The 26409-nt window shown below is 41.7% G+C and carries 20 protein-coding genes; 3 read left to right on the top strand and 17 right to left on the bottom strand.

The features are described from left to right. Positions 1-127 precede the first annotated feature (127 nt). The 11 genes from ACN6MV_RS07475 to ACN6MV_RS07425 form a co-directional block, all read right to left on the bottom strand. On the bottom strand, positions 128-199 hold the full coding sequence (locus ACN6MV_RS07475; protein ID WP_419886722.1) for an RHS repeat-associated core domain-containing protein: 72 nt from the start codon (positions 197-199) through the stop codon (positions 128-130). After that, a complete protein-coding gene (locus ACN6MV_RS07470; protein WP_419886844.1) occupies positions 192-377 on the bottom strand; it encodes a hypothetical protein in 186 nt (61 codons plus the stop codon). The genes ACN6MV_RS07475 and ACN6MV_RS07470 overlap by 8 nt, the downstream gene beginning before the upstream one ends. Before the next feature lie 333 nt (positions 378-710). Then, positions 711-1241 (bottom strand): RNA polymerase sporulation sigma factor SigK, encoded by a 531-nt coding sequence (sigK, locus tag ACN6MV_RS07465; protein WP_076107143.1) that lies wholly within the window; start codon positions 1239-1241, stop codon positions 711-713. A 133-nt stretch (positions 1242-1374) separates the two neighbouring features. Continuing rightward, a complete protein-coding gene (locus tag ACN6MV_RS07460) occupies positions 1375-6987 on the bottom strand; it encodes an S-layer homology domain-containing protein (protein ID WP_419886059.1) in 5613 nt (1870 codons plus the stop codon). Between the two features lie 195 nt (positions 6988-7182). After that, entirely contained in the window at positions 7183-9462 is a 2280-nt protein-coding gene (locus ACN6MV_RS07455) for a GH32 C-terminal domain-containing protein (protein WP_419886058.1), read from the bottom strand. Positions 9463-9476: 14 nt separating this feature from the next. Beyond that, positions 9477-11933: a PfkB family carbohydrate kinase gene (locus ACN6MV_RS07450; RefSeq protein ID WP_419886057.1), complete on the bottom strand. Its 2457-nt coding sequence runs from the start codon at positions 11931-11933 to the stop codon at positions 9477-9479. A gap of 28 nt (positions 11934-11961) precedes the next feature. Further along, entirely contained in the window at positions 11962-13587 is a 1626-nt protein-coding gene (locus tag ACN6MV_RS07445) for an ABC transporter substrate-binding protein (RefSeq protein ID WP_076107148.1), read from the bottom strand. A gap of 107 nt (positions 13588-13694) precedes the next feature. Further along, positions 13695-14591, bottom strand: a complete 897-nt coding sequence (locus ACN6MV_RS07440) for a carbohydrate ABC transporter permease (protein WP_076107150.1) — start codon at positions 14589-14591, stop codon at positions 13695-13697. A 13-nt stretch (positions 14592-14604) separates the two neighbouring features. Continuing rightward, a complete protein-coding gene (locus ACN6MV_RS07435) occupies positions 14605-15522 on the bottom strand; it encodes an ABC transporter permease (protein ID WP_143759120.1) in 918 nt (305 codons plus the stop codon). Between the two features lie 261 nt (positions 15523-15783). Then, on the bottom strand, positions 15784-16752 hold the full coding sequence (locus tag ACN6MV_RS07430) for a LacI family DNA-binding transcriptional regulator (protein WP_419886056.1): 969 nt from the start codon (positions 16750-16752) through the stop codon (positions 15784-15786). Between the two features lie 138 nt (positions 16753-16890). Continuing rightward, the gene (locus tag ACN6MV_RS07425) at positions 16891-17613 is read right to left on the bottom strand and encodes an NADPH-dependent F420 reductase (RefSeq protein WP_419886055.1); all 723 of its coding nucleotides are present in this window, start codon (positions 17611-17613) and stop codon (positions 16891-16893) included. Between the two features lie 130 nt (positions 17614-17743). Between ACN6MV_RS07425 and ACN6MV_RS07420 the strand changes: the two genes are divergently transcribed. Next, positions 17744-18109: a winged helix-turn-helix transcriptional regulator gene (locus ACN6MV_RS07420; protein WP_419886721.1), complete on the top strand. Its 366-nt coding sequence runs from the start codon at positions 17744-17746 to the stop codon at positions 18107-18109. Between the two features lie 825 nt (positions 18110-18934). Here ACN6MV_RS07420 and ACN6MV_RS07415 read toward each other — a convergent pair. The 3 genes from ACN6MV_RS07415 to ACN6MV_RS07405 all read right to left on the bottom strand — a co-directional run bounded on the left by ACN6MV_RS07415 (position 18935) and on the right by ACN6MV_RS07405 (position 19994). Beyond that, positions 18935-19162, bottom strand: coding sequence for a hypothetical protein (locus ACN6MV_RS07415; RefSeq protein WP_419886054.1), 228 nt, complete (start codon positions 19160-19162; stop codon positions 18935-18937). 163 nt (positions 19163-19325) lie between these two features. Continuing rightward, on the bottom strand, positions 19326-19859 hold the full coding sequence (gene sigK, locus ACN6MV_RS07410; RefSeq protein ID WP_419886720.1) for an RNA polymerase sporulation sigma factor SigK: 534 nt from the start codon (positions 19857-19859) through the stop codon (positions 19326-19328). Positions 19860-19865: 6 nt separating this feature from the next. Continuing rightward, positions 19866-19994, bottom strand: a complete 129-nt coding sequence (locus ACN6MV_RS07405; protein WP_419886053.1) for a response regulator — start codon at positions 19992-19994, stop codon at positions 19866-19868. Between the two features lie 260 nt (positions 19995-20254). Here ACN6MV_RS07405 and ACN6MV_RS07400 point away from each other — a divergent pair, with 260 nt between their 5' ends. Together ACN6MV_RS07400 and ACN6MV_RS07395 are read left to right on the top strand one after the other, a co-directional pair. Further along, entirely contained in the window at positions 20255-22249 is a 1995-nt protein-coding gene (locus ACN6MV_RS07400) for a hypothetical protein (protein WP_419886052.1), read from the top strand. Then, the gene (locus ACN6MV_RS07395) at positions 22246-23541 is read left to right on the top strand and encodes an HNH endonuclease (protein WP_419886051.1); all 1296 of its coding nucleotides are present in this window, start codon (positions 22246-22248) and stop codon (positions 23539-23541) included. Before ACN6MV_RS07400 ends, ACN6MV_RS07395 begins: the two co-directional genes overlap by 4 nt. A 475-nt stretch (positions 23542-24016) precedes the next feature. Here ACN6MV_RS07395 and ACN6MV_RS07390 read toward each other — a convergent pair whose 3' ends face one another. The 3 genes from ACN6MV_RS07390 to ACN6MV_RS07380 form a co-directional block, all read right to left on the bottom strand. Further along, positions 24017-25042, bottom strand: a complete 1026-nt coding sequence (locus ACN6MV_RS07390) for a YaaC family protein (protein ID WP_419886050.1) — start codon at positions 25040-25042, stop codon at positions 24017-24019. Next, a complete protein-coding gene (locus tag ACN6MV_RS07385; protein ID WP_419886049.1) occupies positions 25023-25220 on the bottom strand; it encodes a hypothetical protein in 198 nt (65 codons plus the stop codon). The genes ACN6MV_RS07390 and ACN6MV_RS07385 overlap by 20 nt, the downstream gene beginning before the upstream one ends. 204 nt (positions 25221-25424) lie before the next feature. Then, positions 25425-26216 carry a hypothetical protein gene (locus ACN6MV_RS07380; protein ID WP_419886048.1) on the bottom strand — a complete coding sequence of 264 codons (792 nt, stop codon included), beginning with the start codon at positions 26214-26216 and terminating at the stop codon, positions 25425-25427. Positions 26217-26409 lie beyond the last annotated feature (193 nt).

Below are 26409 nucleotides of genomic sequence, written 5' to 3'. Positions count from 1 at the left end.
TAACACCTGATCCCCATGTTGCCATGTGCCCACTCAGATCAGTATAGATCAACGGATTATTATGCACATAAGTATAAAGGTTCTGAATCAGCGGTTTATCAATCTGTCCTTCATACGTATCCTCATTTTAAAATCGCCCTATACTCGGATCATAATATCGTGCACGCAGATGATAAAGACCTGTCTCTTCATCATACACTTCCCCTGTACTTGAATGGGTTTGGCGTTTCTTCTTTTTGGCTGGTAATGTTGCCCCACACATCGTAGGCGTGGCTATTCACAACTGCGCCACTCGTATCTATCATCTGTACAACACCGCCGTGACCATTGTACAGATAATAGTAATCTTTACTAGCGTTCTTGTCTTTCTTCACCAAAACTCGGTCGCCTCGGAAATACGTGGATTTCTGCACGATATTATTCCCATTTAACTTTTCTTCTGTAATACCTGTCCATTAAAATTATAGTTTACTTGCGTATTCGTGCTACCTTTGCTCTTTATCGCACGAATTCCGTCAGAAACAATTGAATATGGAGATCATATATTTCTTTGTATGTCACAAAAACACCCCTCAGCAGCTAAAAAGATAATTTTCTGTAAATACTCTAGTACCACATAACTGAACAAAAAAGCAACTCCCTTATTGGCAAGTCGCTTTTAAATCACTCTATTGTGAATCTCTACTTATTATCTAAATTACCGCTAAATCCTACCGCTTCGCCTTATAAAACTCATGATACAGCTTCATGAGCGCCCTTTTCTCTATCCGCGAAACATAACTCCGCGAGATTCCCAGCTCCTTCGCAATCTCCCTCTGCGTCCGCTCTTCCCCACCTGTATCCAATCCAAACCGCCCAACCACGACTTCTTTTTCCCGATCATCCAGAATATCAAGATTACGATAAATCTTGCTTTTCTCAATCTTCAGATCAACCTCTTTAATGACATCATCAGCCTCGGAGCCAAGAATATCGATAAGCGTAATTTCATTACCTTCCTTGTCTGTCCCAATCGGATCATGTAAAGATACGTCTTTACGTGTTTTCTTGAGCGAACGTAGGTGCATCAAGATTTCGTTTTCGATACAACGGGCAGCAAAAGTGGCTAGCTTTGTCCCTTTGTTCGGGCGATAGCTCTCAATGGCTTTAATCAGGCCGATGGTGCCGATGGAGATTAAATCCTCCATGTCTTCGCCGGTATTATCGAATTTTTTGACGTTATGGACACGATATGATGTCATTTAGCTAAAGAGTTGTGACGGCAACTTCTTAGGCGATTGAGAAAATAAAAATATTAATTCATATTACATCAAAGAAAGCCGGAGTCATGGCGAAGGCTGACATCACTTTGCTTCCCCGGCTTTTCTTTAGTAGTTATTTATTTACTATATCAAGGAATAGCGAGATGACCTGAGCACTTTCTGCACGGTTTACATTTTCATGCGGCATGAATAATTGGTTCCCACGTCCGTTGATTAGGCCAAGCTCCTGTACGGCAGCGACTGCATTTGCAGCCCAGACGCTGATCGTATCGGCATCCTTAAAATTACTCAAGCGGTTAATTGCAACATTCTGTCCTGTATGAAACAGATACGCTTTGTAAATCATTGCCGCCATTTCTTCACGGCTTATGGTTTCCTCTGGCGCAAAAGTATCTATACTTCTTCCGGTAACAATTCCTGCTTCATATGCAGCAGCGATGGAAGAAGCGTACCATTTCGTGGATTTCACATCCTTGAATGTAGCTGTACCCGATGCTTTTATTCCGAGTGCACGAGTGATCAAGGTAGAGAATTCAGCTCTACTCACATTTTGCTTCGGTGCAAATAAAGTCTCACTTACACCTAAAACAATTTGCTTCGCAGCCATCCTTTTAATTACATCACTGGCCCAGTAAGAGGCATTAACATCTTCAAACGATTTGTCGTAAGTAAGAACGGCAAAATTACTGTAGTGGCTCACATTCGCCGTCCATTGATCGCCTGAGAAGATTCCACCCAAAAATTCTAGTCTGTCGTCATCAGTGATGTAATAAATACTCGTCAGATCCTGGCGAGAATTCTTCTTTGCTTTCATCTTAATGGTGACAGGCCTTGAGAATTTTTCAAGCGTAAACACCGTTCCATCGGCCTTAACAATAGATAATTTGAAACCGTAGATCTCTCCGGTTAAAGAAATGTTTGCGTGATTCTTGCGTCCAGCTCGTTCGAGCAGTTCTTTGCTTTGCTCTGAAGATAAAGCTTTCATTTCATAAGAAATTTTCGCCTGTTCAAGCTCTTTGGCTGTAACTAGTGCCTGTAATTCCTTTAAAATCTCTGCGGAAACTTCAATTTCCACATCTGCGTTTTTAACCTTAAGAGCATTCTTGCCGTCATTTGCTGCCAAGGTTACCGGAAAGAGCACCTTCCATTCTCCCTTTGCCAACTCGAATGACAAGCTACGCTGACTATCCGGTTTGCTTGCAGGAATCACAGGTTGACTTGGAGGATCGATTGGATTCGTCGGATTCGTCGGATTCTGCACCTTAACCGGTACATTAAAATCATCAACATTAATATGTCCGAAGCCGCCTGTAGATTGGTCAACCACCTTGATATAAAGCTCCTGACCAATATACTGTGATGCATCCCAGATCTTTCGTTGATACTCCTCATAATTAGTTGCAGTTTCTTTAAATAGTTCTTTTCCATCTGATGCCCGGACCAGCGCAACATACAGTTTATCGATATCACGCCCTCCGCTGACTAAGAAGTTGATCTTGCCATTCCCACCAAGTACAAAGTTCTGCGATTTCAGCGTTCCAGTTAAGCTATCACCGCCAGCTTGCTCGTTGAAGCCCCACAAATGATAGCCACTCGGAATTTTATGCGACGGATTGAAGTAGATCGTTTCCCAGAAAAACTGGGCATCAGTCACATGAACATCCTGGAAAGCGTCTCCTTCTGTAGTCCAGCCTGTTAAATCGCCTGTGGCAAAGTCATGGTTAGTCAGCTCCGTAATATCGGTATACACGGAGTTATCCCAATTGTCAGGTACATCGACTGGAGCAGCCGGTTCGCCCGTCAAGGCATTCATGTTCCATACTTCCATCGACTTGACCGTAATATTGTTGTCGGCCCAAACCTGCAACCCCAAGGAATCATATCTTCCTACGTAGACACGTGTGGTCAGTTTTTTCTTGTTATTGGCAAAGGCTTCGACCACTGAACGGTCCAAGAAGATATGCAGCTTCAGGTTCTCTCCGTCCAGATCCACATATCCGCCTTGGATGCCATCCACGCGAACATCCGGATCAATGCTGCTCTTAGTCCGGTCCACATTGAAGGTCCCATCCGTTTTGTCATAGTAAATAAGTGTTTCCTCCTGGCCGTTATCGGAGCGTCGCACCTTAAGACCGAATTTTTGGGCTTCACCCGGATCAATTTCCATCACGATCTCTAGTGTGTCGCCTTTGATATTCTGGATCAATTGATTGGCAGTCTGTAAATTTTTATCTGCAAAATCAACCAATTTAGCACCTCGTAGACTCTGCAATTCTTGAATCGGCTCAATGCGCAATTCATCATGATCATCCAGGCTTAGGGATATCGGCAGAGCCAGATTATGAGCCCATCCAGCTTGATATTCAGCTTGAGGCGTTCTTACATTCTGCACCATGGAATAAACAACCGTTCTTCCATCGGGGGTGACCATTCCGCTCTCTGCAGTTAAGTAGCCGTCACCTACATCAATTTTGGAAGGTGCGTTCTGATCAGGTATAAATTTATAGTTATCCCGGTCCCAGGTTCCAATCCAGTAAAAGACTTCAACATCTCTTTGTACATCGTTTGCCGGCGGTACTTGCTCTGGCTTTTCATGTGGATTGATCATGAAGATATACTTTTGTTTGCCCAAGCTATCCTTGCCTAACGGTAGGAGTACCGGCAGTTCCCATACCGTGCCTAATTCCGGGTACAAGCTTCTGTCACTTACGTATAAAGGTCCTTTATACTCCCAGTTGTACATATCGTCAGATACATATACCAAAGCTGTACCACTGCTAAAGTCTTTAAGACCGGATGTTACAAGCTGATACCATTTGTCCGTTTCTTTGTCATACCAAACAAACGGGTCCCTGAACTCGTTATGAATACCGTTTCCGTTCTGCTCAGTTACAGGTTCAGGATATTTTTCCCATTTTTCCAAGTTAGGGTCTGACAAATCAGCTGGAGTTGCCAGCCCCGTTCTTTGATTCGGCGACAAAGAATCGTTACCGGCGGTATAGAAAAGAACAGGGTTTCCGTTACGATCATATGCTGCACTGCCTGACCAAGCACCATCCGGATCAAGGATACCCGCTTCTGGCGCAAGCGCAGGTCTCACATTTTCCCAATGCACCATATCATCACTCACCCAATGTCCCCAATGAATTTGATGCCAGTATGGGCCTTGCGGATTATGCTGATAAAATAAATGATATTGACCGTTATAATAAATCGGTGCGTGAGCCTCATTCATCCAGTTTTGCGGAGGCATTGCATGATATTGCGGACGGTGCTGATCACCGTCAAACACACTAGGGTCCTCATCAATATCCTCATTCGGAATTAACGGAACTGTGCCACCGTGAAGCGTCTTTACACTCTCATATTCAGTAAGGATTTCTTGTCCTGTGAGTGCTTTATTCTGCAGTTTAACTTCATCAATAAGTCCACTGAACATATTGTAAGAAAACAGACCTGCCAGCTCTACTGGTTTATTATTTTTTCCGATAACCAGACTCGCTGTAGATGATGTGATTGGAACATTGAGGGGGGTTGCCTGAGAAGCTACTTCTTCACCGTTTAGGTACAATTTAATCTGTCCAACCTTCTTGTCGAAGGTAGCAGCTATATAATTCCATTTGTATTTCTCGAGCGGATGATCATTAACCCATACCTGAATCCACTGGCCACCAATCCCTACCTGCATGGACCACGTGCCGTGCCGGTACATCCCAAGGGAGAAGCCTTCAGCCTTATCCTGATCAGACTGATTCACAATTGCAGACAGCTTATTGCCGTCTCCCCATTCATAGCTGTGAGGAGCAACCCAAGCTTCGATCGTTAGCGCATCGCTTACTGGAATCGTATCCTTTGGATTGACTTCAATATAATTTGAGTATCCATCAAACAGAAGTGCACCACCTTTTACACCGTGCTGAGTCCATCTCGGATCCTTGGAAGACATATATCTTGCATTGTTAAACACATAATTCACATCATGTTGAAGATTTTGCATTTCCTCAAGCGCTTTCTTTCCGACACCTTCATTGAATTTCATAACAAAAATGTTACCCGTAGCGTTGGCTTGAAAAGCATCAACGGAGATACTTGCCTGATCAGATTGATCGACAACCTTGATATAAAGCCCCTTATTATAATATTTTTGCATTTCCCAAGAAATAATCTTGTTGGAACCGACAGCCCCAGTTTTTGCAAGTTGGGCGTTGGTGGTAGCATCATATAGCGCGACATAGGCATCCTCCGGATGAACGATATCTATAACGGTGAAAGTTATCGTCCCATTCCCTTGAAGTGTGAAGGCACTGGAAGTTAATGAGCCATCCCCTTCCTTGCTAGACTTGGTATAGAAGCTGCCTTCTTTGCCAGCACCACCTTCATCGGTCACTTGAAAAGCATCTCCCTCAACCGTCCACCCCTCAAAGTTTCCGGTCTCAAAGCCGCGATTCGCGATTTCGGTTGGGATAATGTTATCGGCCATAACACCCTCTTCTGGTACAATTTCATTGAAGGTGTTGAAGGCGTCCGCAAAAATCACCCCCCAATCCGATAGCGCATGATCGACGACCTCTATATATAGCCTCTTACCGATATACTTGGACAGGTCGGCTTTATACTGCTCCATATTCGCGAGTCTCAAGCCCTGTGCAGGATCAGGGAAACCAGAATCGTTAAATTCGCTGTTTCCATATCTGGCAATCAAGTTTCCCGTATCCGCATCACTGATGCTGATAAATGCCTGATCTGTATGCTTGCCTCCGCCTAGCCTAAAGGTTATCCAGCCGGTTCCTCCTAACTCAAATGTGCTGGAACGAAGCACTCCTGTCGCCGCTTCGTTGTATTTCCAGCCATTTAGATGGTAAGCGCCTTCCTGGTTATACGGAATTTGTTCCGCCCACCAGGTGCTTTCATCTGATATGCTGTCTGGCCCAAACGCCTCGCCATCCACAACGGTCCACCCGTTCAGATCCCCAGTTTCAAAGCTTGGATTCTCGATTTGATATCGCTTGAAATCCGGTTTGATATCTGTGGCATTGATGCCTTGGGCAGGTTCGGATTCATGATACATAAAGAAAGCATCTGCAAAAATCAATCCCCAGTCCGAGGTCGCATTATCTACGATCTCCACATACAGCTTCTTACCTAAATAATTGGATAGATTCGCCTTGTACTGCTCCATATTGGCAAGCCGCATACCCTGAGCGGGATTCGGAAAACCTACGTCTGCAAATGCTTTATTGCCATATCTAGCAATCACTTGACCTGTATCCGCTTCCACGATATTTATATACACTTTGTCAGGATTTTTTGCGCCGCCAAGCTTAAAACTGATCCAGCCGCTGCCGCCCAGCTCAAAAGTGCTGGACCGGAGCACTCCTGTAGTAGCCTCGTCATACTTCCAACCATTTAGATGATAACCGCCTTCTTGATTATATGGGATTTGTTCTGCCCACCAGGTGGTCTCGTCCGATACGCTGTTCTCACCAAACGCTTGACCTCTGACAATTGTCCAGCCTGACATATCCCCATTTTCAAATCCCGGGTTCTGAATTTGATAGACTGCATCCGTAACGGACGATTCTATGTTTGCTTTTGAAATAGTTTCTTCTACCACAGTAGGACCTGGCTCAGCTGCAGCCGAGATACTAGGAGCAACAAGCTGAAGTGCCATAACCCCTATCAGCAATCTGTATATCCAAGGTTTTCTGTCTTTAACTTCTCTCATTCAAAAACCTCCTTCATAATTTTTTATTCATGCCGCTTCGATACCTATTTTCGCGATGTTCCCTTGTGCAAGGATGAATAGTCAATGATGATGAAGGGAGAGGAATTAATTAAAGCGCTTTCAGCCAGAGGATAGCAAATCTTATTAATCATTCATTCTTTGAGCCAAATGACAAGAAGCGCCAAGGCGCTTCTGTTACCATATGGATTGCATCTCCCATATTTCTAAATTTTTGACAAAGGGTTCTCCATCTCCCCATATCTCTAACCCCAAAGCATCCTTACGGCTTGGATACACCCGGGTCGTCAGGCTTTTCAACCCGTTGGCATAGGCCTCGACCATGGAGCGGTCTAAATAGATGTGTAGCTTCAGATTTTCCCCTTGCAGCTCCAGCTTACCACCTTGAATTCCGCTACACTTTTCACCAGGGTGCAGTGTCGTTTTCGTACGGTCTACTAAGAGATTGGCTTCATTAAAATCATAATACAGAAGTGTTTCTTCTTCTCTATCCGGTGTACACCGAACTTTGATTCCTAGTTGTGTAGCATTGCAGGGTTCTAGCTCCACTTGAATCTCAAGCATGTCCCCTTGGATATCACTTAGTGATAGATTAGCTTCAGCCAAAGAATTATCCCGAATCGACAGCAGTTTCGTACCTCGCAGGGACTGAAGTTCCTGAATCGGCTCAATTCCCAGTCGTCCGTCTTCCCTCAGATAGACACTTAGAGGCAAACCACCATTATGAGCCCAACCCGATTGATATTCGAGTTCAGCCGTCCGGTCGCCTTGAGCTATGGTAAATATGATCTTTCGTCCAGTCTTCGGATCCACCATTCCACTCGGGCCGGTAAAATGGAAATCACCTACGTCAATCAGTTCCGGCTCCTCTTGATCTGGAATAAATGAAAGATTGAGTTTATCGAGCTGCCCAATCCAATAGAATACCTCGACATCTGCTCCCTTTCCTACTGGACTGACCAATAGGATATGTTTATGTTGGCCCGCTTTGTCTGTTCCCAGAGGGAGAAGCACAGGAAGCTCCCAAATAGGTCCAAGATAAGGGAACTTTTGAATATCCGCTTGAAAGAATGGCCCTTTATACGTCCAGTTCAGCATATCGGGTGACGCAAACCCTAGCGCTGCTCCACCTTCACCTTCGATCCCCGACCCGACCAGTGCAAACCAGCTGTCATCTTCCTTCCAGACAAAAGGATCACGAAAATCTCCGAATGCACCCATGCCCTTCTTCTGTACAATGAGCGGCTCCGGATGTTTGACCCACTGAATCAGATCCGGGTCTTTATCCTGAGAATAAGTGCTCCGGGCAAGAGCAACACTCTGATTTGGTGAAGCACAGTCATTTCCCGCTGTAAAGAATAAGACAGGCAATCCGTCTGCATCATAAGTAGCGCTTCCCGACCAGATTCCGTCCGGTGCCAGCTGATCCTTTTCAGGTGCCAGGGCTACGGGAAGATCACGCCAATGGACCAAATCCTCACTCACCCAATGGCCCCAATGAATATGATAAAAGAATGGTCCTAACGGGTTATGCTGGTAGAACAGATGATACTGGCCCTCAAAATAGATCGGCGCATGAGGTTCATTCATCCAATGTGCGGGTGGAGTAACATGGTACTGCGGTCTGTGTCGATCTCTCAGCAGAGGTGTCCGGTCCAGCTTGATTTCGTCAACATGCAGTTGTGGCTTGACGCCTCCGTGCGTAGAATCTAGCACATGCTGATAAGAAGCGGCTACTTCCTCTGCACTTAAGGCCCGGTTATAAATCTTCAGATCATCAATAATCCCACTGAACATCTGAAGGCTGAACACTTCGATCAGCAAGCTACTGTGATTATTCTTGCCAATGAGTAGATCCGTCTCTGCTGCCTCAGCGAGACGGGAACCGCTCGGCACGTCAGTCGAGGCGATTTCAGTGCCGTTGAGAAACAGTTTAATTTTCCCTTGGGTTCCATCAAATACAGCGTTCACGTATGACCATTCATTCTTGGGCAATTCATAGCCTTCAGGAGACCAAAGCTCCTGCCAGGTTCCTCCTTCTAGCCCAATCTGGAAGGACCAAGAGCCGTGCCGGAACATACCTAGCAGATAACCCTGCTTGCGGTCCATATTGTGACGGTTTACAATAGCAGTCAGCTTACCTTCATGACCTAAGTCATAGGAACGCGGTGCCACCCATACCCCAATACTTAGTGCTGACAAGAATTTTTGATCACAGTTTGTATCTTCTTCTTTAAAAGAATGGGTAATAGAAGTAGAGTAACCATCGAACAGAAGTCCGCTTCCCATTACGCCCTCTCTCCACTGCGGACCCATCCGTTCGGTAAATTCCGCTTGATTAAATACGGACTCAATATCATCACGGATCTTAGATACACTCTCCAGAGCACTTGCTCCGGTGCCTTCATCAAAGGCCCAGTGCATCATCAGTCCTTGTTCGCTGTTTATGAGACGCATGCATCATTCCTCCCTTATTTCTGTTCTGAGACAGCATCCGGTATATGAATAGATTTAAGCGTATGGATCTGCAGCGAATCCAATACAACTTGCCCAGATGGAGTACTTACTTCAACTCTATCCATTGGAGCATCAGGGAAGATTTGATCTGTCAATGTAACCAAGCCATGATCTGCATACACTTCAACCGCATTGCGATCCAGCCAGATTTGTAGCTTGATCTTCTCGCCATTCGAGACTAATCTTGCACCATGCTTGTTTTCGAATGTAGGATGGAAATCAGTCACACCTGATTTCGAACGGTCGATGAACAGCCATTGCTGAACAGGATCATATCCGATAACAAGCTCACTCAACCCAGAGGATTTCAGCACTATATGAACCTCTTCACCGGACCGGATATCGATATCTGCTTCAATTTCCAGCAGATCCTCATTCATTTTCTGCAGGAAAGGGGATGCAGGAGTAACGGTGATTCCATTCCAAACCATTGATTCTTTACGCAGCTGCTCTATTTCCCGGACAGGCATCTGGGTAAGCACGACACTTCCGTCCTTGCTGGTCAGGGACAAGGTGCGGGGGAGGGTCATAGCCCCCCTCCAGGAACCGGTAGGCGTCTCATTTGCATACTTCCAGTTACTCATCCATCCAATGATTACGCGACGTCCATCCTGTTCAGGAATATCTGACCAGGTAACTCCCGCATAGTTGTCTCTACCATAATCCAGCCACAGGATATGATCGGACGGATTGTCATTAATGAACGTCTTTCCATCGAACTCTCCAATGAAATATTGCGTACGCGACCCTTCTGGACAATTGGGATTATCACCGATGCTGATGATAAGAACCCATTTGGAACGCCCGGTGTCATCCACCGGTAGCTGAAACAAATCTGGACATTCCCAAACGCCGTCATGTGAGCCTTCTTCTCTGCCGAATTTACCAGTCAGTGACCATTCACGCAAATTGTCGGATGCATAGAAACGTACATGGTCTCCCGCGACAATAGCCATAATCCACCGCTTACTTTGGGCATGCCAGAAAACCTTCGGATCCCGGAAGTCTATCAAATCATTCTCGGCGAGCACCGGATTCCCGTTATACTTTTGCCAGGTTTTGCCTTTATCACTGCTGTAAGCCAGGCTCTGACGCTGGCGCGGTTGCCCCGTCTCCGGATGGATATCCGCATGCGTAAAGATTGCGACGAGTCCATGGCAATCTTTGAATAAACCACTGCTATTATTCCAGTCAACTACACAGCAGCCGGAGAATATTGCCCCATGCTCATCTGGGAACAATGCAATCGGCGCATGCTGCCAGTGAATCAGGTCTTCACTTATAGCATGGCCCCAATGCATCGGACCCCATTTATTACTGTAAGGATGATATTGATAGAAAAGATGATAGCTTCCCTCATAATAGACTAATCCGTTCGGATCATTCGCCCAGCTCGTGGGAGGTGAGAAATGAAACCCCGGTCTGAAACGATCGGCATTAAACTGTGTATTGGACTCAGACTCAATGATCTGGTTAATCTCTTCTATTGTTGGCATAGACCCAAGAGCCCCTTTCCGTGTTGTAACTAACGCTCCACCGGCATTGGCAAAGGTCAGCATGTTGCTCATTTGCTGGCTGGTTAGATCATGCAAAGAACTTCTGTTTTCCAGGATCTTATATAACAGACATCCTAGAAAAGCGTCGCCGGCACCTGTCGTGTCGATGGTCTTGACCTTAAACCCCGGTACATATCCATCATGATCAGCTACACGGTAATAGCAGCCCTTTTCCGCTAAAGTCACGACAATTAACGCGACTTCAAATTGTTGCTGGAGCTCCAGCGTGCCTTTTTCAACGTCGCTGGTACCAGTTATAAAAGAAAGCTCTTCTTCCGAAATTTTCAGGATATCGGCATAATTCATGCCCCAATAAATATTTTGCCTGGCTTCCTCTTTACTCTCCCATAATGCAAACCGGATATTCGGATCGAACGAGAGCAAAACTCCTGCCTCTTTGGCTTTGAGAACTGCTGTCCTTGTTGCGGTACGGGATGGTTCATGGGTCATGGACAATGAGCCAAAATGCAGAGTCTTGCAGGTTTCAATCCGGCTCAGCGGGATATCCTTCGAGTGCAGGAAGGTATCTGCTCCCGGCTTTCGGAAGAAGCTGAACGTTCTATCTCCCTGGTCATCCAGATGGACAAAAGCCAGTGTTGTATTCGCTTCATTTGTGAAAGATACTTCAGATATATCAACACCACTGCTTAGCAGTGTTCGGTGCAGTATGGAACCGAATTGATCCTCACCGACCTTACTTATCAATGCTGTTCGGGATCCTAATCGGGATAGTGCAGCGGCTACGTTAGCGGGAGCTCCTCCCGGATTGCATTCAAACTGCTCATTCCCCCCAGCTGAACGCCCTGCCGGAGTAAAGTCTATCAATAGTTCTCCTATGGCGATAACATCAAGCACAGTTTCTCTCCACCTATCATCTATTTATTTATTTTTTTAGATTTTCGTTATATCGATCCAGACCGGTTTGATAAATTTCCATCAGTTCTTTCAGACCCATTTTGTCCAGTGTCTTCAGATACTTGTCCCACTCTGCATCTGCGCCGCCATCAACAATGAATCTTCCTCTTTGGGTATTTACATACTTAAGCAGTTCGGGCTCAATTTTATTGATTCTATCCAATTCCTCCGGTTCAAAGAAGATACTCGGATAGTTTTCCTTTTCCATATATGGATTGTAATATTGCTCCAAATCTTTAGCGCGCTGCTGGGCCCGAGGCTCCATATCTACAATTTTTCCGAATTCATCAAAAGTAATGACACCAGGTGCACCCGATCCCGGAGCAACTTTTTGGCGGAATTCACCTGCAGAGGCTCCATCAGGAAGAGGTAGATTTACCAGTTTTCCGTTTTCGTCCTTCTTGTACACGATATCCAGCGGACCCCAGTGGATTTGAGCAGCCATATAAGGTTCAAACTGCTGATCGATCCAGCGCATAGTTATTTCCGGATTGCTGTTCGCTTTGGTGATTACAAAAGATCCGCGTCCCGGGCCACCGCCATTGGCACGTCCGATGGTTTGATTCCCATCCGGTCCTTTGAGCGGAGACAGAAGAACATAATCCTTGCCTCGCTCGGTTCCGACAACTTCTTCGATTTCCCACCAAACATAAGATCCTAGCGTTTCATCGGTTGTTTTACCCTTAGCCAGATATTGTGCGGCATCTTGGGTGAAAGATTCCGGATCAATCAGACCCGTCTTATACCATTTTTCATGGAAATAATTTAGAGCTTCTTTATATTCAGGCTGAGTCGCGGTAAAAATAACTTTCCCATCACGGACGACCCGGTGCTCCAGATTATCTGGAAGGCCAAAAGCCCCGAATAGTCCAGCAATATCCATACACCACTGCATGTGCATGAAGCTTAACGGGATTTCATCCTGCTTTCCATTGCCGTTCGGATCTTGTGTTTTAAAGGCCAACAGAGCTTCCGTGTATTCATCTAGTGTTTGTGGTACCTTAAGCCCCAGCTTATCTAGCCAAGCTTTATTGATGACGTGGAAGAAGGGATTGGTCCCCAGGTTATTTTCTTCAAAGGAAGGTAGCCCGTAGATGTGCCCATCCGGTGCTGTGATCGAGGATTTGATATCAGGTCGACGATCAAGAAGCGCTTTCAAATTAGGTGCATATTGTTCAATTAAATTCTCTAGGGGAATAAGGGTTCCATCCTTACCATAATTGATTAACTCGTAATCAGTGAATCCGGCTGCATAAAAGGCATCCGGCAAATCACCACTCGCAAGTAGCAAATTTTTCTTTTCTGTATAATCGGTATCAGGAATATTGGTCCAGTTAATTTTTACATTGGTGTCTTTTTGAAGACGTTTAAAAATTTCTAGCTCCGAGTATTCCGGTGCCAATGCAGACTTCGGGGATACCATTTTTAAAGTCACTTCATTGTTAACAATCGGAAGACCAGTTTGATTGAATTTCGCTTCCTTATTCTGATTACCAACCGCTTTATTTGCCCCGTTCCCATTTCCAGAACATCCGCTTACCGCAAACGCACCAGCCAGCATTACAATTCCAGCACCTTTGAATAAAGATTTCACTAATACATAACCTCCCCTTATATCGTTCCACATTCAAAAATCAAATATTTCTTTTCTGCATAAATCATCTGATCCTGTACATCCCCCCTTTCAAGACCCTGTCTATCTCATCCCTTAATTGAGCCAATCATCACGCCTTTAACAAAGTACTTCTGCAGGAACGGATACAAAATCAGTAACGGCAGACTGGATACCATGATGACACCATATTTAATCAGTTCTGTAACACGCATCTTGGCAGCATAGGATTCCACATCGATCATCATGCCTGAACTGACCTGATTCTGAACAAGAATATTTCGAAGCACCAATTGCAGCGGATATTTGGTTCCATCATTCAGGTAAATCAATGCGTCGAAGAATCCGTTCCAGAAGCCGACCACATGGTACAGCACCATAACCGCTAGAATCGATTTTGATAAAGGCAGTACGATGCTCCAGAAGAATCTAGTGTTGGAACATCCGTCAATTGAAGCCGCTTCCCACATCTCATCCGGGATGGAGGATTGAAAGAAGGTTCTTACAATGATGACGTTAAATACACCACCAGCTCCTGGAATAACCAATGCCCACATCGTATTCAGCATATGTAGATCCTTAATCAGCAAATAGGTTGGAATTAGCCCGCCACTAAAGAACATCGTGACCAACAAAAACCACATAATCACAGACTTTCCGGCCAGATCCTTACGGGCTAACGGATAAGCAGCGAATACCGTCACAGCTACGCCAATTAATGTTCCCACTGTTGCATAAAGTATTGAATTTGCGTATCCGATCCATATGGAGGAATCACTGAATATTCGCTCATAACCATCCAAAGTGAAGCCTTTTGGAAACAACCAGACCTCACCTGAGTAGATATAATTAGGGTCACTGAATGATGCTACCAGCACAAAATACAACGGGTATAATACAAGCAGCATAATGATGGTCAACAAAAAGTAGTTGATAATGTCAAACCATGCATCCCCACTGCTCTTTCGCTTCATTAATTTGTTCAAAATAAATTCCTCCTTACCACAGACTGGTTTCTGTCATTTTTTTAGCGATTCGGTTAACGGTGAAAATCAAGATAATATTGATCAGGGAATTGAACAGACCGACTGCCGTAGAAAAGCTATATTGGGCCTTCTGAATCCCCATTTCATACACATAGGTAGGAATGATATTGGAGGTAGCATAATTCAGATCACTCTGCATCAGAAACGCTTTTTCAAAACCGATGCTCATTATATTTCCAAGTGCGAGAATTAACAGAATGACGATCGTCGGCAAAATGCTAGGAATATCCACGTACCATACACGCTTCCATTTACTCGCTCCATCCATAATTGCAGCTTCATGAAGTTCGGGATTAACCCCGGCAAGAGCAGCTAAATAAATAATCGTGGCAAATCCTGTTTCTTGCCATATTCCCGACAATATATACAGAGGGCGGAACCAGCCTGAATCGGCCATAAATAGAATTGGGTCCCCTCCGAAGAAGGTGATCACGTGATTCACAATTCCGCTATTTGGAGACAAAAAAACATTCAGCATACCAACCAGCACAACGGTGGATATAAAGTGCGGAGCATAAATCACTGTCTGCACAAATTTCTTGTAGGTCTTACCCAGCATTTGATTTAGCATAATTGCGATAATAATTGGAGCCGGGAAGCCAAATAGCAACGAAAGGAAACTGAGTGAGAGCGTATTCGTGATAATGTTCCAGAAGTTATAGGAATCGAAAAAATCTCTGAAGTGCTGAAGCCCTACCCACTCACTTCCCCAGATCCCTTGACTTGGAGAGAAATCCTTAAATGCAATTTGCACCCCATACATCGGATAATACTTAAATACAAGGTAAAGGATAATGATCGGCAGTAAAAACAGGTACAATTGATAGTCGCGTTTGAGCCTGCTCCATAATTTACGCTTTGGTTTGATCATGTAATGATCCGCCCTGCTAGTTGTTGAACTCACTCTTATTCTCCCTTTCGTGTAAAAGTAATCATTTTTGAAACGTTTCCAATTTTAGTTCTAGAAAAACTCCAGTTGGTAGGTCTATGCCAATAATCAACTGGATGAGCCGATATTTCCTGTATATTCTAGAAGATCCGGGTATTTTGAAACGTTTCCAATTTAGAATGAAAAACATCAGATAGTAGATTACTTATGCAGGATGCGCTGACGTTTTTGATCCAAATAGGATCATGTAGTTTCACCTTGCTTGAATATAACAGGGATACGATACACTTGCTTATCTAAAGGTATGCCTTCGATCTTGTTATAGAGCAGTCTGATTGTCGTGCGTGCCATCTCTTCCACCGGCTGCCTGATCGTTGATAAAATAGGGTGAAAATAAGGATTATCCTGAATACCATCATAACCGATGACCCTCACATCTTCTGGAATACGAATGCCCTGCTTGCGTGCTCTGTCTATATAGTTGGCTGCCAGCATATCGGTAATGGCAAAAACACCATCTACATCGCCATGCTTGTTGAGGAACTCATTAATATAGGCACTGTCATCCATAATTGGATCTGGTTTCTCGTAGATCACATAATCGATACCCAAAGCTTCCGCTTCATGAATGAATCCTTGTCTCCGGTTCATGGTTTCGCTAAAAACAGAAGTAACACTTCCCATAAAAGCTGGTTTCTTGGCTCCCGCTTTCACAAGCTCCCTTAAAGCAAGACGTCCTCCCTCATAATTATCGGAGGTCACACAGGTAATCTTCTTGTTAAAGTGTCTGTCGATGCTTACAATCGGAATGTCATTACTCACATTATTCTCGATATCGTTGTACGTTATGCCAACAATACCAGCCACTTTATTCTGCCGGAGCATTTCTAGATAATACAGCTCCTTTTCAGGTTTGCCGCCGCTATTGCATAACATAAGCTTGAAGCCTTCCAGGTCCAATTCATCCTCGATGTAATAAGCCAATTCAGAAAAGAACGGATTCCAGATGCTCGGAAGCAGTAGAGCTACCATCTTAGATTTCTGCATCTTGAAATTCCGGGCCACTTCATTAGGGAAATAATTCAGTTCTTGTATGGCGTCCTCCACTTTTTTGCGTGTCTTGGGTTTTACAGCGCCAGAGTTGTTAATGACTCTGGACACGGTTCCTACAGCAACACCGGCTAAGCTAGCTACATCTTTAATGCTTGTCATTTAACACCCCCGAACTCTCTATAAAAATTATAATAGCATCAAGTTGGAAACGTTTCAATATCTTTTTTTGAAACGTTTCCAACTTGGTATAGATATCAATGTTTATATTGCTCTTGACTAGTTCGAGTTCCCCCTCAGTTAGGAGTTATATGTTTCTCTGTTTAGCTTCACAATATCTTCATGTGTAAATTCAGCTGAAAAATTTCCTAATACTTTATCCCGTAGGAACGGGGATTTCTCTTTGTTTGCCCTTTTCAAAGCTTCTGTTAGCTCCTCTTTTGTTAGTTCTGTACAGTATGCAGGAGTTCCTGGCTGTTGTCTCCACGAATCACTTAAAGAACCACTATCTATTGCGTCGAAGCCTAGCTCGTTTACTACGTCCATAATGATTTGTTTTTGTGATAGATCATTACCAGCAACCGCCATGGCAATGCGATCACTAGTACCTTCGAGGGTTCCTTTATTCTCAAGAGTATAAGCTAATTGATTATTGAAAGCTTTGATAATAGGTCTACCTAATTGATTTGCAACCCACACACTTTCAACCTTCCCGGCCTCAATTTCTTCAACTTTATTGTCCCTAAAAGGATAATAATTTGAAGTGTCTACAACAATTACTTCCTCACCAGCTTTATCTACAATACTACGAATGCTTGGCATTGCATGAAAAGGGATAGATACGATCAGAACATCAATATTTTTAATTACATCTTCTACACTCACAGGTGTTCCAGCAATCTCTTTTCCTTCTAAACGTTTAATTCCTCGAGCATCCGCAATTTTGACGTCATGTCTATTCATAAATAGTTTATTAGCTATCGTTGTCCCTATTGGTCCTGCACCTATAATTCCAAATCTCATTATTATTCCTCCAGATTGTGTTTTTAAAATATAGATCATATACTAAGCTCAACACTCTAATTTTTGAAGTAGGCAATAAAAATTGCTGTAGTACACTTTTTCGTACTATAGAGAACATAAAGGTGATATGATGGCTAGAATTTGTAAGGATGGCTATGAATTTAAAAAGGATTTTATTAAAGAAAATAGAGAAGTCTATGGAATTTCTTATACTCAAAGTATTCTATCGGGTCGTTGGAAATGTCTCATCCTTTGGTTTCTAAAATCAAAAGAATATCGTTACAATGAAATTAAAGCTTTTTTATGGGATATTTCACAAGGTTCACTTACAAAACAACTTCGAGAGCTAGAAGCTGACGGTTTAATTGAACGTAATGTGTTTCCAGAGGTACCTCCACGCGTTGAATATTCATTAACATCAAAAGGGAAGGAATTTATTCCTATCCTTGATTTGATGGGGGATTTAGGGAAGAAATACGGAGAAAAAATAGAATAATAAGCCTATATAACTGCAGACCTTGTATCCATAAAATTTCTGATGTAACGTAAAAGAGTCGAATTCTTATAAGCAAAGAATTCGACTCTTTTACGTATATATTTTTCCCAACATGTCGGCATTCCAATCTGGTTTTCTAATACCTTAGTCAACTATCCTGCCAGTTAGTTCAACAAACGAGAAAAAGCTAAATCATAGAAAACACCTCACCACTAAGTTCACGTAAGCGGAATAGGCTATTCGTATTTTTGCAGCATTAGCATTTGATTGTATAATGAAATCCCAAATAATAATAAGCGCGATGGAATAAGCATTTATTAGCTGTATAAAAAACACTATTTTTCAAATAAATATTTTGAGTATAGCGCGTATAAATCCTAATCAAACTAATTCTCATTGAGAACAATTGCATCACATAGTCAACATAATTCACCTCACACAGGGATTTCTCTGTATTAAGGAATACGCAGTTTTATTTCATAACCAGTAATCTAGCCATCGCTTGTCGCATTTATAAAGCCACTTGGGTGTACTAAGTATTTTTAACATGTTAACCACCCTCTCTAATACGAAAAGGGCGATAACTTACTTATTCATATTCAAGCTTTTAATTCAAGGCTTATTTCAGATTTGACTTTATTCGATTTTTCAAATGACCTATAACAATCTGATTAGGTTCAGATGGCTCATTTTTTTGTTAACGGCTTTATGAATTGAATCTATTTCTTTAGCAAAATTGTAAGCATTGGCCCCCCCCCAACTTCTCTTTAATGTTTTTTGATTAGAATTTTCGTAGCCTCATCTTTCTCATAGTAAATCCAGACATCATTTAAAATATTCTTCTGAACACCACTTTATCTTTATTTCTCTACTTTTTTCTTGGATTTTCAATAGCTGATTTAAAACAAAAATACGTTGAACAATATCTTCAGCTATATAAAATTGTCTCTTGTAATAATTTATTTGTGTCTGATATGGACCTTGATATATCTCATTATTTTCATATACATGTAACAGTTGAACATGGAGGTCATAAATTTCTTTGTATCTCATTGTAGCACTCCTCTAATAGCTAGAAAGTTATTAAACCTCTTGTTCTTATGTACTATATAAGTACTTTCCTAATATGATAATGAAAAAGCAACTTTCCCGTAGAAAAGTTGCTTTCAAAACATCAAGCTTCTACCGATTTAAGTTAAATTACACTATTTTCAACTTACCGCTTCGCCTTATAAAACTCATGATACAGCTTCATGAGCGCCCTTTTCTCTATCCGCGACACATAACTCCGCGAGATCCCCAGCTCCTTCGCAATCTCCCGCTGCGTCCTCTCTTCCCCGCCTGTATCCAGTCCAAACCTACCCACGACAACTTCTTTCTCTCGGTCATCCAGAATATCAAGGTTACGGTATATCTTACTCTTCTCGATCTTCAGATCGACTTCTTTAATAACATCGTCAGCTTCCGAACCCAGAATATCGATGAGAGTAATTTCATTACCTTCCTTGTCTGTCCCAATTGGATCGTGCAGAGATACATCTTTACGAGTCTTCTTCAAGGATCTTAGGTGCATCAGAATTTCGTTTTCAATACAACGGGCAGCAAAAGTGGCCAGCTTTGTGCCTTTGTTCGGGCGGTAGCTCTCGATGGCTTTAATCAGGCCAATGGTGCCGATGGAGATCAGATCCTCCATGTCTTCTCCGGTGTTGTCGAATTTTTTGAGGTTGTGGACACGATGTGATGTCACTATACGCCACTATCTGCTTACAACTTTTTTATCCTCAGGGTTATTTCGGGCAGAAATTATAATGAGAGGTATTTGCTTGGTTTTGCGGATCTTCCGGCACAGCTCAATTCCGTTCATCCCGGGAAGCATCACATCCAACAGAATCAGCCTTCAATCCTCTACTTCGCCAGTTGCAAGCCTTTCAGTCCGTCGTAAGTAACCTTGATGGTATGCAGTTCATTAACTTCTTCTCATCTTCGATAGACGATATCTAGTTCATAAGCATCATTCCCAAATCCCATTCTTAGATTCTTCTATCGCTCAAGCAGTATGGTTAGTCTACCTGCTGATTATTACATTCAGACTGACAAATTCAATGATATAATATATTCCAAGTAAATATGGAGGTTTATAAAATTATGGAGTTACTCTATTTCTGGGTCGATAGCTACGGCTATTTTCAAACAACTGAATTTCATTTTCAAAATACGTATCAGTTTAAGTATGATCCTGCTTTTTCCCGCTTACAGATTAAGAAAAAGGGCGACGGGACGCTGCCGGAACATTTTTTCGGCAACAATATAACGAATTTAAGTATGATTGTCGGCGATAATGGATCAGGTAAAACAACACTCTTGAGAATGATCATGGATTGTCTTACAAACGAGTATAATTCGACTCCTTTTATCACAGCGTTCTTTGATCAGGTCAAAAAGAAAGTCCTGATCTATAGAAGCGAACTGCATCTTGAGCTTGAAGCACATAATGATATACCAGTAGCCTTTTTAACTAAAAACGCTCTTAAAGATTGGCTTAAAAAAACGAAACTTGTATATATAAGCAACGTGCTGGATATTCATGACTACATGTATAACAAATCAGGGATGTTACATGATCTTTCTATTGGGGGATTGATGAGGAGAGATCATTCAAGTGGGGTGGAGAATCATCATATTCATCATGAATTTAACCCTATTCATCATTTCTTCAATAATGAAGTCTATAGGCAGCTCGATTTCTTATATCATTACAACCTGCAAGAATCTAATACCAAAGACTTATTCGGCATGGTAAATAAACTTCAGATCAACGTGGTTGATAATGAGCGAAATCGCAAATTGCTTTACGAATCTATTCAAAAACAAACGAAAAGGCATCACTCTGGTTCGTCTTCACGAAGAGACTTTAATACGTTGCCCAATAATGATTATTGGAAAGTACTCGGCTTGGTTTCAGCATCATTCTCTTCCACCCACCCTAATGAAATATGGAAATTTCGTTTTGCAGATCACTTATTCGTTAATGCGATCAAAGAAACAGTGGAATCCGTTACAACATCAGATAAACGCTTGGAAGAATTGGAGTGTCTTTTGAATGTTTACAGAACATATGACAAAAGTACATTTAAAGATGTTTTTATGTATACCATGGGATTTTTGGAACAAGTCAGGATGAAATTGAATTCAATACATTCCATTTATACAAACCGGCTGGATCCTTACATTTCCTTTCTGAGTTGGTTGACAAAAAACAGCACGCAGGTTGAAGAAAGCGTTGATAATGTATCGGCGGCGCTGATCGGGATTAATTTGAAGAACAATACCGAAGATTGGTTTAAAGAGTTCTTCACTCATTATAATCGGACATGCCGCCCCTACTACTATTTGAACTTTTCCTGGGGATTAAGTACGGGCGAAAATAATCTGCTAAGTCTTTATTCCAGGTTTCACTCTGTGCTGGAAGCGGCTCCGAACGGCGGGCGAAGCAATAAGGTTATTAACCATACGCCGTTAGGGGATGTAGCTTGCACCGGTGTGTTGCTTCTCATTGATGAAGCTGATTTGTCATACCATCTGAAATGGCAGGTTCAGTATATAAATCGGCTGTTGCAAATGCTGGATAACTTCTTCAAGTCATGCAAGGTGCAGGTTATCTTAACCTCCCATTCTCCTATGTTGTTGTCAGATATTCCGAAGAGCAATGTTATCTATCTCAAAGATGGCAACAATGATCCCGTGGGTAACCACATGGAAACATTCGGACAGAATATACATACCTTGTTCAACGATGCGTTCTTTGTTCATCAAACCGTAGGTGAATTCTCCAATCAGATTATTCAAAATGCCGGAGAAGATCTTAATAAACTGGAGCAATCCATCATACGGGATAAAGGGAACCCCGACCAGAAAACCGTGGAGCCGGTGAATTTGGAGAAATATGAGTTCATTGCGAGCATCATTGGCGAACCGGTAATTAAAAAGGCATTTGAGAATAAACTTCAGGGGCTTAAAGATCATTATCAAACAGAGGCGCTCAAGAGTGCGATTAGTCTTTATGATAATTTGTCTCAGGAAGATCGTGAACGGTTGATTGATCATATCATTAAGGCTAATCAAAGGGACGATAATCAATGAGAAAAATCCAACTTACTACTGATACTGTACAAGCTCATGAGAAATATTTCGAAGAAAGGATCGTCCCTGCATTAAAGGCAGCACAAAGAAGGCCCCCGCACCCTCTTACGTCAGAAATATTGCATGCAATGAAGCTGAAGTTGGCACTGCATGTGCATGAGAATAGAATTCAGAAAGAATTTTCAAGGCAACACCGGAACTTTTTCAGGTTTGTAATGAACAGCTATAGCACTTTTGCAACAGGAAAATTAAAAGCGTTAGAAGCATTAGATGCTTCAATCCAGCAGAAGTTCCCTCTGGTTTATGAATTGATTCGCCAAGGGGAGTATAAGTATTATTCCAATGACTCTTACGCTAATTATCTAAATGATGTGTTTGGGTATAGCCAGTTTAAGGTTAAAGATTTTTTTTATTATATTAAGAAAAGGGCTCTCAATAAACTTAAAAAAAAGCAATACTCCGCCGATGTACAAAAAGAAATAGTGAGCATTCTTATTTCCAACTTTCCTAAGCTAAGTAAGGAAATTACTGATTGCCTCAACTTTGGCCCGCTTAATGCCGCTGAGTGCGAGAAGGAATTCCGAACCTTGAAGCGGCTGAATATCACCATGGATAATTTCAAACAGCTTGATGTGTTTCAAGAAGAGTGGAATGATTATCGCTTCGTCATGGAAAGCGGCATCCGGGTATGTCCGTATTGCAACCGCCAGTATATTACCCCTGTCCTTTCGGATAATGGGAAGATGCGATCCGATATTGACCATTTTCTTCCCAAATGCGACTATCCTTACTTCTCCATGTCCCTTTATAATCTGGTGCCGGTCTGCAAGTCATGCAATCAATCTTTAAAAGGAGACCGGAAATTCACCTTCGCCAGCATCAGTCCTTACGAGGATCACATTAGCGATTATTTTCGGTTCAAAACAGATGTGTTGACGAATGAAATTTCAATCGTAACCAAAGGTAGCCCTGTTGTAAGGCATCTTGACGTTTTCAAAATCGAAAGCTTATACAACTACCATCAAAATCAAGCTGCGGAACTGATAAAGAAAAGAATAGCCTATCCGGATGATTACATTCACCGCTTATATGAGCAAAACAAAATATTATTTAACAGCAAGCTTGAAGTGAAGCAAATGATTGTCGGTTTTATTGATGATGAAGACAGGCTTAATGAGGAAGCTTTCCTGAAATTCAGGCGGGATCTTGCCGAGCAGCTCGGTTTTCTGGGAAGCGGCAACCGCTCCAGGATTGAGGCACTAAAAAAGATCGTTGAAAAATTTAAACCGTAGGAAACCACTTAAAAACTCGAGAAAATGAAAGGCGCGACGAAGGGGGTCTTGGAGCGAGAGTGACCGGCTTTGCCTCCTGATTTCAACCGCAAAGAGTGCCATATATCAAGAAATCGGGAGACAACAGCGGCCGTAGGTCCAAATATTCACTGTAAATGCGGCTGCTCTTTTGTTGTTTCATCTTTGATTTTCTTCCTCACCTTTTTCCATATCTTCGATAGATCATGATCCATCTTGGTGTTTTTACTGTAAATCTTCACATAGAGATTTTTCAAACAAAGGATATACCGATCGCTTCTTTAACTGCTTATAAAACATTTTGAACCCAGTAATTTCATTGACGATTCTTGCATCAACTCCGAGCCAGCGTTTCTTTCCTCAAGATAACGGCTCTATTGTCACGCTGAATCTAGGAATCTTGTAATTAAAAGAAAAGAATCAAATGCAAACCCACTACATCTGTAATCTTAATCAACTACACTCTTCCGTGTAATCCACCTGGTAGATCAATATATATTTTTCTTTCGGTTATTCGTTCCAACATCATTAGTGGGACAACATTGTCGAACATAGCCAAATAGTACTCAATCAGAGATCCTATATTATCCAGTTTACCATTAATAATCTCGTGCCATAAATCCGGTAAATAACGAACCAAGATGCTCAATGAATAAAGTAACATAAAATGAATAACGATTAGATCACGACATTCACCAAAAATAGGATGAACAACAGAGGTACCGGAATGAGATGATTTGTGCGTATCCATGTAATACCACCAATGATTTTCAGATGGGTGTTTATACTCACCTACAAATAGCTTCTGTTTAGTGAACCTATCTTTCTCTTCCGTTAAGTTTTTCACCTGCAAATTGAGAGAACGCATATAGTCAAGTGTCACTTCATCTGACTCAGGAATTATTGATAAAAACGAGGTCTTCACAGCTTCTTCAATAGGGCTCCTTTGACGAAGTTCTTGTGAATAATTGAAGTCGGCTAGTGTTACTTGAAATGACAAGGGTTCCAATCCCCTATATTCCTGTATGACTGGCTGAAGTTCAGGGACTCTCCTAAATAAATCAACAATGGAAACCAAGTTCGCCTTTTTCTCATCCGGTAAGCTGTCGATATTTTTAGGTCTTTTCTCAAAATCGAATATTTTTGAATCATAACCCAAATGTTTAACATAAGAATAAAAGTGGCCTGAACGTAAAATGTATACATATTGATCAAATGGATAATTGTCACTAGATTGATCACGGATATTCCCGAGTCCATGCCCGTATTCCGTGTGCTTCTGCACTTCAGCAAGACCGTCTTTGTTTTTTACGGAGCTAACTTGTTCCGCAATAGTCATTTGAAGCAAAGCATAATAACGAGAAAGTATTCTAGCATTCAAACTATCAGATTCATTATTCCAAAACCCGAGTCCTGAGTCTATGGCGGAAGATAGTCCGATTGCCTTCTTCTTGATAATTGAATCATCCAGTAGGTATATCAAGCTTATCGTTTTTCTCTTTCAAAATGGCTTCGTTAAGCTTTACACTCCGCAATCTATTTAATCTCAGTCTTATCATTTCCCGAGGATTTTCAGCTAATAATCTTTCCGACAGTCTTTCCATCATTTTTCCTCCAGAAAATATTCCAAATTCTCTATAATAAAAAAGCACATTCATCATCCAAGACTCTTTCTACAGCATTGTCTTTTGAAATATTCTCGAAATAAAATTTAGCTGTAATTAGAGATTTTCTAAAATCGAATGAATCACTAAAAGGATTAAAACATTTTCATTTTTCATAATTGAGCTTCATATGCCCTACAGGGTCAGTATCTATCCTATAGCATACTGATACCTCCAACTGTGCTAATGCCACTACAAAAATCATTGTCTGTGAGGAGGACTTTGTATGTATTCCTCTTCATTTGATTTCTCCTTAAGCTGATAAAGAATATTATCAAGTGTTTCAATTAAAGCCTCTCTTTTAGGTCCATCATTATTCTCTACGATTTCAACAATTCCATCTTTTATTCTATTAAATATAGCAACAGTCGCAACCATCATCGCAGATAATACGAATATAACTACAAATAAAAACAAATTGAGGTTGATAGGATAATTTTCAGTTTGCTTCATGAATTCAGGAATATTCTCTTCAAAATTAAAGTAAGTATAGGCTCGAGTTACCAGCTGTGTAATATTGGGGATTGAAATTGCTAGTAATATTCCTGGAGCTACTAAAGGCGGGAGTTTTTTCTTCTTTACATCTTCACGGTAGCTATCTAATAGTTTTTCTATCTTCCATTTTGAATAGAGTCCATTTTCAATAAGATATTCAGAAATTAAGTGGATTTGCATTTCAGATAAAGTCCCTTGCCATTGCTTAGGGTTGGTATTTATAGAATATTGCCTTTTCAAAATTTTCATAGCTTTGTATGCCATTATTCGATTTAAAACGATTAGGCTAAGAACAAGTAATACTGTGATAGACAAAGAAATTACTATCCACATAGGGATCGAGGTTATTGAAATAACAGATAACCCTGTAGATATTACTGCAAGCAAAGATAGATAAACTACAAAAAAATAAAATTTATGAAAAATTGGCATATAGGAATAAATCAAAGCTTTGCCAGAAACGGAGGCTTTATAGTATTTAAACAGTTTATCTTTCAAAATGCACCTCAATAATAAGAGTAACTACCTTGTCTAAATATAAAGCAATTGGAACAATATGTATATGGGGTCATTATTATTGATAAATACATTCTGTCATGCTGCGATAACATATAACCTTATGTGTTTATCAAATTTATAAGAATCATTTCGCAGTTATTCTATAAAGGTCTTCTTAAATTTCATACAAAAA

Origin of the sequence: Paenibacillus sp. B-A-8, from assembly GCF_048572915.1 — a bacterium.
Taxonomy (GTDB): domain Bacteria; phylum Bacillota; class Bacilli; order Paenibacillales; family Paenibacillaceae; genus Paenibacillus_AQ.
This window is presented reverse-complemented; position numbering and strand designations above follow the sequence as displayed.